Source organism: Microbacterium sp. NPDC057407 (assembly GCF_042803895.1).
GTDB lineage: Bacteria > Actinomycetota > Actinomycetes > Actinomycetales > Microbacteriaceae > Microbacterium.
The window spans coordinates 532324-543613 of sequence record NZ_JBHVCA010000002.1; the positions used below are offsets into that span (position 1 = coordinate 532324).

The 11290-nt window shown below is 69.4% G+C and carries 8 protein-coding genes; 3 read left to right on the forward strand and 5 right to left on the reverse strand.

What is annotated here, in order from left to right; genetic code table 11:
* Positions 1 to 4 precede the first annotated feature (4 nt).
* Positions 5 to 2371, reverse strand: a complete 2367-nt coding sequence (locus tag ACFUTX_RS07435; protein WP_378862111.1) for an Rne/Rng family ribonuclease — start codon at positions 2369 to 2371, stop codon at positions 5 to 7.
* A 304-nt stretch (positions 2372 to 2675) separates the two neighbouring features.
* Here ACFUTX_RS07435 and ACFUTX_RS07440 point away from each other — a divergent pair, with 304 nt between their 5' ends.
* Complete coding sequence (locus tag ACFUTX_RS07440) at positions 2676 to 3278, forward strand: vitamin K epoxide reductase family protein (RefSeq protein ID WP_378862114.1); 603 nt, start codon at positions 2676 to 2678, stop codon at positions 3276 to 3278.
* Between the two features lie 31 nt (positions 3279 to 3309).
* Here the strand turns inward: ACFUTX_RS07440 and ndk are convergent, their stop codons facing one another.
* The 4 genes from ndk to ileS are packed head-to-tail and all read right to left on the reverse strand — an operon-like array spanning position 3310 to position 8901.
* Positions 3310 to 3726, reverse strand: a complete 417-nt coding sequence (gene ndk, locus ACFUTX_RS07445) for a nucleoside-diphosphate kinase (protein ID WP_378862117.1) — start codon at positions 3724 to 3726, stop codon at positions 3310 to 3312.
* Between the two features lie 20 nt (positions 3727 to 3746).
* Positions 3747 to 4148: a DUF4233 domain-containing protein gene (locus ACFUTX_RS07450; RefSeq protein WP_378862120.1), complete on the reverse strand. Its 402-nt coding sequence runs from the start codon at positions 4146 to 4148 to the stop codon at positions 3747 to 3749.
* Entirely contained in the window at positions 4145 to 5503 is a 1359-nt protein-coding gene (locus ACFUTX_RS07455) for a bifunctional folylpolyglutamate synthase/dihydrofolate synthase (RefSeq protein ID WP_378862123.1), read from the reverse strand. Before ACFUTX_RS07455 ends, ACFUTX_RS07450 begins: the two co-directional genes overlap by 4 nt.
* Positions 5500 to 8901, reverse strand: a complete 3402-nt coding sequence (gene ileS / locus ACFUTX_RS07460) for an isoleucine--tRNA ligase (protein ID WP_378862125.1) — start codon at positions 8899 to 8901, stop codon at positions 5500 to 5502. The genes ACFUTX_RS07455 and ileS overlap by 4 nt, the downstream gene beginning before the upstream one ends.
* A 273-nt stretch (positions 8902 to 9174) precedes the next feature.
* Here ileS and ACFUTX_RS07465 point away from each other — a divergent pair, with 273 nt between their 5' ends.
* Positions 9175 to 10509, forward strand: a complete 1335-nt coding sequence (locus tag ACFUTX_RS07465; protein WP_378862128.1) for an MFS transporter — start codon at positions 9175 to 9177, stop codon at positions 10507 to 10509.
* A gap of 33 nt (positions 10510 to 10542) precedes the next feature.
* Positions 10543 to 11199 carry a pentapeptide repeat-containing protein gene (locus ACFUTX_RS07470; RefSeq protein WP_378862131.1) on the forward strand — a complete coding sequence of 219 codons (657 nt, stop codon included), beginning with the start codon at positions 10543 to 10545 and terminating at the stop codon, positions 11197 to 11199.
* Positions 11200 to 11290 lie beyond the last annotated feature (91 nt).

Below are 11290 nucleotides of genomic sequence, written 5' to 3' on the forward strand. Positions count from 1 at the left end.
CGGCTCACTCCTCGGTCGGGGTGTGGGCGACCGGCGTCCCGGTGAGGGCCGCGGTGGTCACGCGCCGCCGAGAGCGCCCCTGTCCGGGCGCCTTCGGCTCGGGGAGGGCGCTGAGCACCGAGTCGAGCAGCAGGTCCTTCTCGGTCTTCGGCGCCGGGGCCTTGGCCGACTCGGACCGCTTCTTGCGCGCCTTCTTCGGCCGCTCGACGGGCGCTTCCAGCACGGGCGCGTCCTCGACGGGCGCCACCTCTTCGTGGTGGTGGATGGTCGACGCGGCGATCTGGGCCAGCGCCGACTTCACACCCTCGGTGATGACGTGCGTCCCATTCGACCCGCCGGCGCCTGCCGACTGCGGTTGGGGGCCGCCTCGCGATCGACGGTTCGAGGACGACGAGCCGGCGGTCGACTGCGGCCCTCGGTGCCGTACCACCGGGTCGTGGTGCACGATCAGGCCACGCCCCGCGCAGACCTCGCACGGCTCGCTGAAGGTCTCGAGCAGCCCGAGGCCGAGCTTCTTCCGCGTCATCTGAACGAGGCCCAGTGACGTGACCTCGGCGACCTGGTGCTTCGTGCGGTCACGGCTGAGGCACTCGACGAGTCTGCGGAGGACGAGGTCGCGATTGGACTCGAGGACCATGTCGATGAAGTCGACCACGATGATGCCGCCGATGTCGCGCAGCCGCAGCTGGCGCACGATCTCTTCGGCGGCTTCGAGGTTGTTCTTCGTGACGGTCTCTTCGAGGTTTCCTCCCGAACCCACGAACTTCCCCGTGTTGACGTCGACGACGGTCATGGCCTCGGTGCGGTCGATCACGAGGGATCCGCCCGACGGCAGCCAGACCTTGCGGTCGAGCGCCTTCTCGATCTGCTCCGTCACGCGGAAGTCGTCGAACGGGTCGCCGTCACCCTCGTAGGCTTCCACGCGCTCGAGGAGGTCGGGAGCCACGCTCTCGACGTACTTCGTGATCGTGTGGTGCGCGTCCTCGCCCTGGATGAGCATCTTGGAGAAGTCCTCGTTGAAGACGTCGCGCACGATCTTGACCAGCAGGTCGGGCTCGGAGTGCAGCAGCGAGGGCGCCTGGATGCTCTCCACCTGCTTGCTGATGTGCTCCCACTGGGTCGTGAGGCGCTGCACGTCGCGTGTCAGCTGCTCCTCGGTGGCGCCCTCCGCCGCGGTGCGCACGATGACGCCGGACGACTCCGGGAGCACCTCCTTGAGGATCTTCTTCAGTCGGGCGCGCTCGGTGTCGGGGAGCTTGCGAGAGATCCCGTTCATCGCTCCGCCCGGCACGTAGACGAGGTAGCGCCCCGGGAGAGAGATCTGGCTCGTGAGGCGTGCGCCCTTGTGACCGACCGGGTCTTTCGTGACCTGGACCAGGACGCGATCGCCGGACTTGAGCGCCAGCTCGATCCGTCGCGGCTGGTTGCCGGTCTCGACGGCGTCCCAATCGACCTCGCCCGAATAGAGCACGGCGTTGCGGCCGCGGCCGATGTCGACGAATGCCGCCTCCATGCTGGGCAGGACGTTCTGCACGCGCCCGAGGTAGACGTTGCCGATGAGCGAGGCGTCCTGGTTGCGGGCCACGTAATGCTCGACGAGCACGTTGTCTTCGAGCACCGCGATCTGGATGCGCCCGTTCTTGGACCGGACGATCATCACCCGGTCGACGGCCTCGCGGCGAGCGAGGAACTCCGCCTCGGTCACGACCGCTCGACGCCGACCCGCCTCGCGGCCATCGCGCCGACGCTGCTTCTTCGCTTCGAGCCGTGTCGACCCCTTGATGCGCTGCGGCTCGGTGATGAGCTCGACGGCGCGCTGGCGGGGCTGAGCGGGAGCAGCGGGCTCGGATGCCTCGTCCCTGCCCTCTCCCCCGCGGCGGCGGTTGCGGCGACGGGACGAGCCGGGCGTCTGCTCGGCCTCGGGCTGATCGTCCGCGCGCGGCGGAAGCACCGCGATCTCGGGAGCGTAGAAGTGCAGCTGAGTCGACACGGCGGAGACGAACACTTCGGGCAGAAGCCCGAGGGATGCGGCCGTGAGTGGCTTCTCGGGCTCGGGCTCGGAGGCGGGCTCGGCGTCCGGCTCCGGCTGGGGCGCGGGCCGCGGCTCCGACTCGGGCTGCTCGTTCGGCGCCGCCGCCGTCTCCGGGGCCGGAGTCGCCTCGCTCTGCTCGCTCGGCGCGGGGGTTTCGACCTCGTCCGGGGCGGCCTCGCCGGCGGGGGCCGGCGCGCCTTCCTCGTACACTTCGACCGCGTCGAGCACGGCTTCGGTCTCGGCCTGCGCCACCTCAGCGGGCACGCGTGATCCGTCGGCCGCTAGCGAGGCGTCCGGTTCAGCGTGCGGGGTGAGGTCTTCGTCATTTCCATCGGCCATCACTGGCTTGCTCCCTGCGGGTCGGCACCGCGCGCCGCCCGGCGAAATCTCTTGCGGCGCCGCACCTGCGGTGCCGCGAACTCACTCGGTCTGCAACGGGATCCCGGCTCGTTCGGCGGGAGCTCACGCTGCCATGGGCATTCGTCGCCCTGAAGTCTTCTGGTGATGCGCGTTGCGGCGCGGCCGCTGCACATCGGGGACCATTATCGCACTTTCCCCCGCCGATTGCGCGTCCGCGGCGCGCCGGGGGTGTCCGCGGGCGTCGAGAGCGAACCGCATAGGCCCCGATGCCATAATCCGGAGCATGCCCGAACGTCTCACCCACACCCGTCCCACCGCGATGGCCGTCTGGCTCGTGATCGCCGGTGTCATCGGATGGTGGGCGGCGTTTTCGCTCACCGTGGAGAAGTTCCACCTTCTCGCCGATCCGGACGCCATCGCGTCCTGCGACTTCGGCTTCCTCGTTCAATGCAGCGCGAACCTGGAGTCGCCGCAGGGAAGCGTCTTCGGCTTCCCGAACCCGATCCTCGGGTTGACGGGTTGGGTTGCACCGATCGTGGTCGGGGCGGCGATCCTGGCCGGCGCCCGCTTCGCCCGGTGGTTCTGGTGGCTGTTCGCGGCGGGGATCGCCTTCGCCTTCGGCTTCGTGATCTGGCTGATCTCCCAGAGCATCTACGTGCTCGGCACGCTGTGCCCCTGGTGCATGGTCACGTGGGCGGTGACGATCCCGACGTTCTATGTCGTCGTGATCCACCTCTTCCGGTCCGGCATCGTGCCGGTGCCGGACCGTGGTCGACGGTTCGCAGAGACCCTCATGGGCTGGGTTCCGGCGCTCGCCGTCGTCAGCTACGCCGTGATCGCCATCCTGGCGCAGCTGCGCCTGGATGTGCTCGGCGAGATCTTCTGAGGTGCATCGGGCCGATCCCCGGCCGCTGCGGTCAGCCGAACCAGATGGAGAGCTCGCGCGCGGCCGACTCAGGGCTGTCCGACCCGTGGACGAGGTTCTGCTGGACCTTGAGGCCCCAGTCCCGGCCGTAGTCGCCGCGGATGGTGCCCGGTGCGGCGGTGGTCGGGTCGGTGGTCCCCGCCAGGGAGCGGAAGCCTTCGATGACGCGGTTGCCCGCGAGCCGGATGGCCACCGAGGGGCCGGACATCATGAACTCGAGGAGCGGTTCGTAGAACGGCTTGCCCTCGTGCTCGGCGTAGTGGCGCTCGAGGGTCGCCCGATCGGGTTCGACGAGACGGATGTCGACGAGCGAATAGCCCTTCGCCTCGATGCGGGCGAGAATGGCGCCCGTGAGCCCGCGTGCGACTCCGTCGGGCTTGACGAGGACGAGAGTTTCTTCGGTGGCCATGCAAGTCTCCGTTCGCCGGTTCAGGCTTCTTCTGGGGGGTTCGCCGCGAGGCGCGCGTTGCGCCGGTCGATGGCTGCTCCCTTGATCGTCGCATACCCGTACATGCCGCCGAAAATGAGGGCGACCACGGCGAGTGAAGGGACCAGGAAGGCGCCCAGCGCGACGACCACCTGCAGCGCCCAGCCGATCGCGATGCCCCACCGGTAGCGGACGAAACGCGTCGTGAGGACCATCAGCGCCGCGACGACGGTCCCTGCGACGATCCCCCACCACGGCGGGACGGATGCCGGCAGCGCCTTCAAGCCGTAGATGACGAGCCCGCCGAGGAAAGCGATGATCGACTCGAACGCGAGGACGATCGAGGCGAGCGACTCCGCTGCGCCCCTCGGACGCCGCGGCGCCGGGTCCGTCACGCGGGTCACCCCTCCCACCCGCTCTTCCAGTCCTCGGCCTCCGCGAGGGCGATCGCCTGCCCGGCCAGCACCACCGACCCCGCGATCACAACAGCTCGGCGGTCGGCGGACGCGGCCCATGCGCGGGCCGCCTCGGACGCCTGCGCCAGGTCGTCGTGCACTGTCACGGCGACTCCCAGCGACTCCGCGATGTCGGCGAGGCGGTCCGCCTCCTCCGCCCGGTCGGAGTCCGGTGCCGTGGCGAAGACGTGCGCAGCCGCCGGTGCGAGTTGCTCGACGATGCCGACGGCATCCTTGTCGGCGAAGACCCCGAGGACCACGCCCCACTCATCGAAATCGAACGACTCGCGCAGCGCCGTCACCAGCGCCCGTGCCCCGTGCGGATTGTGCGCGGCATCCACCAGCACGGTCGGGGCGACGCCGACGAGCTGCAGGCGTCCCGGCGCGGTCGCCTGGCCGAGCCCCTCGGCCAGCACGTCCCCCGCAATCACCTGAGCGCCGCCGCCGATCAGTGCTTCCACGGCGGCGATCGCGAGAGCGGCGTTGAACCCCTGGTGGCCCCCGTACAGCGGGAGGTACTCGTCCTCGTAGGTTCCCGCGAGACCGCGCACCGAGATCTGCTGGCCTCCGACCGCCAGACGTTGCTCCACCAGCGCGAAGTCGGTGCCCTCGAAGGCGATCGATGCGCCGTGTGCCTGCGCCGCGGCACGCAGGATGTCCTCCGCCGCCGTGTCCTGCTGCGCCGACACGACCGACGCGCCGTCCTTGATGATCCCCGACTTCACGGCGGCGATCTCGGCGATCGTCTCGCCCAACCGGTCGGCGTGGTCGATGTCGATCGGGGTGAACACGGCCACGTCTCCGTCCGCGGTGTTCGTGGAGTCCCAAGACCCGCCCATCCCCACCTCGAGCACGAGGACGTCGATGGGAGCGTCCGCGAAGGCGACGAAGGCGAGCACCGTCAAGAGCTCGAAGAACGTCAGCGCGGCATCGCCGGAGGCGGCGAGCTCGGCATCGACCAGTTCGACGAAGGGCTGGACCTCGTCCCACGCGTCGGCGACCGCCGTGTCGGAGACGGGCTCCCCGTCGATCATGATCCGCTCCGTGAAGCGCGTCAGGTGCGGGCTGGTGAAGAGGCCCGTTCGCAACCCGTGCGCGCGCACGAGGCTCTCGATCATCCGGCTGGTCGAGGTCTTGCCGTTGGTACCGGTGACATGGATGACGCGGTAGGTCTTCTGCGGGTCGTCGAGCAGCTCGAGCAGCCGTCGCGTCCGTTCGACTCGCGGCTGCACCCAGCGCTCACCCTGCCGCTCGAGAAGCGCCGCGTACACCGCGTCCGCCCGTGTCACATCCCGATCGGTCATGCGGATGCCTCCAGCTTCGTCACGGCCACCGAGAAGCCGCCCCGGTTGGCGAAGTCGCCGGCGCTGTGCGTGCGCACCAGGTCCGGCGCCGCCGAGGCCACGCCGGCGAGCACGGCTCCATCGGCACGCAGCACATCGCCGTCGGGGCCGGTGACGGAGTAATCGAGGGCGAGCGTCTCACCGGCGACATCGGCCGCGCCGAACGCGTGCGCCACGGCGCGCGCATCGTCGCCGTCCTCGAACGTCAGGCGGAGGTCGATGCGATCGCTCACTTCGAAGCCGGCCGCCTTGCGGGTGTCCTGAACCGCGCGGATCACGTCGCGGGCGAGACCCTCCGCCTCGAGGTCGGGTGTGGTGGCGGTGTCGAGGAGCACGAATCCCCCCTCGCCGAGGAGCGCGATGGCAGTCCCCTCGTCCACCCCGCCGGCCTCCAGGGTGAGCTCGTACTCGCCCTCGAGGAGCGCGACCCCGTCGACGATCACAGCCCCGTCCGACTCTTCCCACACCCCGGCACGCGCACCGGCGATCACGTGCTGCACCTGCTTGCCCAGACGTGGTCCGGCAGCCCGCGCGTTGACCGACAGCCGCTTGCTGATGCCGTATCGCTCGGCGACCCCGCCGTCGAGTTCGACAAGCTCCACGGCCTTCACGTTGAGCTCGTCGCGCAGGATCCCCTCGAACTGCGCGAGGGACGAGGCATCCGGAACCACCACCGTCAGCTTCGCGAGCGGAAGACGGACGCGCTTGCCCTCGCGCTTGCGCAGCGCGTTCGCGACGCTCGAAACCTGGCGCACGGCGTCCATGGCGGAGCGGATGTCGGCGGCCGAGGGGAACGGCGAGGCGTCCGGCCAGTCCTGCAGGTGCACGCTGCGGCCCCCGGTGAGACCCTGCCAGACCCGCTCCGACACGAGTGGGATCAGCGGGGCGGCGACCCGCGTGAGCGTCTCGAGGACGGTGTAGAGCGTGTCGAACGCCTCCCGCGACTCGGGGGACTCCGACACCCCGAGCCAGAACCGGTCGCGAGACCTGCGGATGTACCAGTTCGTCAGCGCCTCCGCGAAGTCGCGGAGCTTCGCCGCGGCGCTCGTGGAGTCCAGGCCATCGAGGTCGGCGGCGACATCCCGGACCAGATCGCCGGTCAGGGCGAGGATGTAGCGGTCGAGCACATCGGTGGAATCGGTGCGCCACGTCGCGTCGTACCCGCGGCCGTCCGGGCCGCCTGCCGCGTTCGCATAGGTGGCGAAGAAGTACCAGGCGTTCCACAGCGGCAGCAGGAACTCGCGGACGCCCGCGCGGATCCCCTCCTCGGTGACGACCAGATTGCCGCCCCGCAGCACCGGGCTCGCCATCAGGAACCAGCGCATGGCGTCCGAGCCGTCGCGGTCGAAGACCTCGCTCACGTCGGGGTAGTTCCGCAGCGACTTCGACATCTTCAACCCGTCGCTTCCGAGCACGATCCCGTGACAGGAGACACCGGTGAAGGCCGGCCGGTCGAACAGCGCGGTCGACAGCACGTGCATGACGTAGAACCAGCCTCGCGTCTGTCCGATGTACTCGACGATGAAGTCGGCAGGAGCGTGCTCCTCGAACCAGTCATGGTTCTCGAAGGGATAGTGCACCTGCGCGTACGGCATCGATCCCGAGTCGAACCACACGTCGAAGACGTCCTCGATGCGGCGCATGGTGCTGCGACCGGTGGGGTCGTCCGGGTTCGGCCGCGTGAGCTCGTCGATGAAGGGCCGGTGCAGGTCGACCTCGCCGGCCTCGTTCCTCGGCAGGCGGCCGAAGTCGCGCTCCAGGTCGTCGAGCGAGCCGTAGACGTCGAGCCTCGGGTATTCGGGGTCGTCGCTCTTCCACACAGGGATCGGCGACCCCCAGTACCTGTTGCGGCTGATCGACCAGTCCCGCGCCCCTTCGAGCCACTTGCCGAACTGCCCGTGCTTGACGTTCTCGGGCACCCAGGTGATCTGCTCGTTGTTCGCCAGGAGCCGGTCCTTCAGAGCGGTGACCCGCACGAACCAGCTGGACACGGCGCGGTAGATCAGGGGATTGCGGCAGCGCCAGCAGTGCGGGTACGAGTGCTCGTAGCTCGCCAGACGGAGCAGACGACCCGCCTGTCGCAGGAGACGGATGAGCGGCGTGTTGGCGTCCATCCACAGTTCGCCCGCGACATCGGCGACCTGCGGCAGGAACCGCCCCCCGTCGTCGAGGCTCATGATGAGCGGGATGCCGGCGGCCTCGGTCACCCGCTGGTCGTCCTCACCGTAGGCGGGAGCCTGGTGGACGATGCCGGTTCCGTCCCCGGTGGTGACGTAGTCGTCGACGAGGATCCGCCACGCGTTCTGAGTGCCCCAGACCGACGCGTCCGCGTAGTAGTCGAACAGGCGGTCGTAAGCGACCCCCTCGAGGTCGGCCCCGAGCACCGTCTGGACGATCGCCTCCCGGGCGGCCTCGGGCGACTCGTAGCCGAGGTCCTTCGCGTATCCGGCCAGGAGCTCCTCGGCGAGCAGGTAGCGGTGCGCATAGGCCTCGGCGGCCTCATCGGGTTGTCCGTCGGGCGCGTGATGGACGTCCGCAGCGCCGGCCGGCCCACCGGGCAGCACGACATAGCGGATGTCGGGACCGACGGCGAGGGCGAGGTTGGTGGGAAGCGTCCACGGCGTCGTCGTCCATGCCAGCGCCCGAACGCCCGTCAGCCCCAGCGTCTCGGCCTTGGCGCCGACGAGCGGGAAGGTGACCGTCACCGACGGGTCCTGGCGCATCTTGTAGACGTCGTCGTCCATGCGCAGCTCGTGGCTGGACAGCGGCGTCTCGTCGCGCCAGCAGTAGGGCAGGACGCGGTATCCCTCGTAGGCGAGGCCCTGGTCGTGCAGCGTCTTGAAAGCCCACAGCACCGACTCCATGTACGAGGTGTCGAGCGTCTTGTAGCCGGCCGCGAAATCCACCCATCGGGCCTGGCGGGTGACGTAGTCCTCCCACTCGCGGGTGTATGCCAGCACCGACTCCCGCGCCTTGTCGTTGAAGGCCGCGAGACCCATCGCCTCGATCTCAGCCTTCTCGGTGATGCCGAGCTGCTTCATCGCCTCGAGCTCGGCGGGCAGCCCGTGCGTGTCCCAGCCGAAGACGCGATCGACCTTCTTGCCCCGCATGGTCTGGAATCGGGGGAAGAGATCCTTCGCGTATCCGGTCAGCAGGTGGCCGTAATGCGGGAGCCCGTTCGCGAACGGCGGACCGTCGTAGAAGACCCACTCCGGCGCCCCCTCGCGATTGCGGACGGAAGCCTGGAACGTGCCGTCGGCATCCCAGAACGCCAGCGTCTCACGCTCGATCTCCGGGAACCGCGGGCTCGGAACGACGGAGTCGGCGGCGGTTCCGAATGAGGACTTCGGGTAGGTCATGTCACTCCAGCAGGTTGCGATGCTTCCTGCGAGGACGACTCATCGAGCCGCGGTACCACCCCGCGTGGCATGCACCCCCGGCGCACGCCCTCTCTCACTGCGGCTGTGACGGGCCTGCCCCGCTCGGTTCTAGTGGGGACCGGAGTCCTGTTCTTCCGAGAGCTCCCCGGTGATGGCCGGATCGATGCGTGTCCGACGATTGTATCCCGCGGACGCAAGGGGAATGGCGTGAGCGGCGTCGTTGTTTCTGGACGCGTGCCAAGATTGTCAACCGTGACTGCCGCCGCTGCTCCCTCTCCGTCCACGTCTCCGACCCGTCGCGTCGCGTGGGCATCCATGGTCGGAACCTCGCTGGAGTCGTTCGACTTCTACGTGTTCGCGTACTTCTCGGCGTTCTTCGTCGGACCGCTCTTCTTCGAGCCGCTCGGTGAGGTCGGCGGGACGACGCTCGCCTTCCTGGGCATCGCGCTCGCGTTCGTCGTCCGCCCCATCGGAGCGATCATCTTCGGCTACATGGGCGACCGCCTCGGCCGCCGCGCGACGCTGCTGTGGACGGTGGCGATCATGGGCATCGCGACCGGCCTCATCGGCCTTCTGCCGACCTACGCCCAGGCGGGCTGGGTCGGAGCCGTCCTGCTGTTCGTCCTGCGCATCGCACAGGGACTCTCCCTCGGCGGCGAGTGGGGAGGATCGATCCTCCTCGCGACGGAGCACTCGAGTCCCGTGAAGCGCGCGTTCTACGCCGCTGTCCCCCAGTTGGGCTCGCCGGTGGGCTCGATCCTCTCGGCCACGCTCTTCATCGTCATGACGCTCGTCCTGCCTCCCGAGGCGCTGGCCGAGTGGGGATGGCGCGTGCCGTTCCTCCTGGCGATCCCGCTTCTGCTCGTCTCGCTGTACCTGCGCTGGTCGATCACCGAGACGCCCGTGTTCGAGAGCGTCGTGGCCGAGAACCGTCGCGACCGCGTGCCGTTCGTGACGATGTTCCGCCAGCGCCCTGTCGCCATCCTGATCGCAATCGGCGCGGCCCTGCTCGGCATCGGCTCGTACTCGCTGATGAACACGTACACCATCAACTACGGAGTCGAGAGCCTCGGCTTCAGCTTCCAGGACCTGCTGATCGCGACGACGATCGGCGGGCTGCTGCAGCTGGTGACGATCCCCCTCTTCGGCGCGTGGGCGAACCGGATCGGATCCGCCCGCGTCGTGCTGTGGGGCGCACTCGGGACGCTGCTCATCACCTTCCCGATGTACTTCCTCCTGCAGTTCGCCACGTTCCCGATCCTCGTCGCGACGATGATCGTCGGCGGGATCCTGCCGACGATGTCGTGGGCGGCGCTGGGCGGACTCATGAACGACCTGTTCCCCGACCACTTCCGCTACTCCGCCCTGTCGTTCTCCTACGCGCTCGCCGCCACGATCAGCGGCTTCATCCCCTCGCTGACCTTCGAGCTCGGGAAGGCGTCGTCGTTCGCGTGGTGGCACCCGGGCGTCGTGCTGGCGGTGCTCTCCGGCGTGACCCTCGTCGCGGCGTGGGCCGCGTCGCGGCGCAAGCGCGAGCCGGAGTTCAGCGGCGCGCCCGAGCGCGACGAGATTCCGGCGGCGGTCTGACATCCGCGGCCGGCGGCCGGTACCTTCGACGCCATGAACCGCGTCGATCGGCCGGCCCCGCCGCGCATCGCAGCACCCGATCTCCCCGACGAGCTGGTCGAGGTCGAGGGGCTGTCCGCGCATGCCGACCTTCTCCGCTCGCGGATCGTCCGCCTCGATGCGGTGACGGATGCCTCGCACGCGGCGCTCACGGAGTGCCGGGTCGAGGCTCCCGTCGTCGACCGGCTGGACCTGCTAGGTGCGACCCTGGTCGACGTCGAGGTCGAGGGTCTCCGCGCGGCATCCCTCTCCGGGCGTGAAGCCCGGCTGCGGCGGGTCAGGATCACCGGCGGTCGAATCGGGACCCTGGATCTTGCGGGGGCCGAGGCCGACGAGGTCGAGATCCGCGGCATCCGCATCGACTACCTGTCGCTCGCGGGCGCCCGCGTGGAAGACCTGCACATCGTGGACTGCGTCCTGGGAACGCTGGACCTGCCGCACGCGGTCCTCTCCCGCGTCCGCATCGAGGAGACGCGCGCGGACGAGGTCGACTCGCGCGGCATGCGCTCCGACGGCGTGGACTTCCGCGGGCTGGACGCCGTCTCGTTCCTCGATGTCGCGGCGCTCCGCGGCGTGACGATCAGCCCGTGGCAGGCGGAGCAGCTCGCCGCCTCCTTCGCCGCATCGCTCGGCATCGACGTGCGTGCCTGACGCCCCGGCCACTCGGCCGCGAGCCGATAGAATCGAGTGGATCCCACACTCAGGCACGCTCACACAGTGCCGCACATATCGTCCAGGAGAC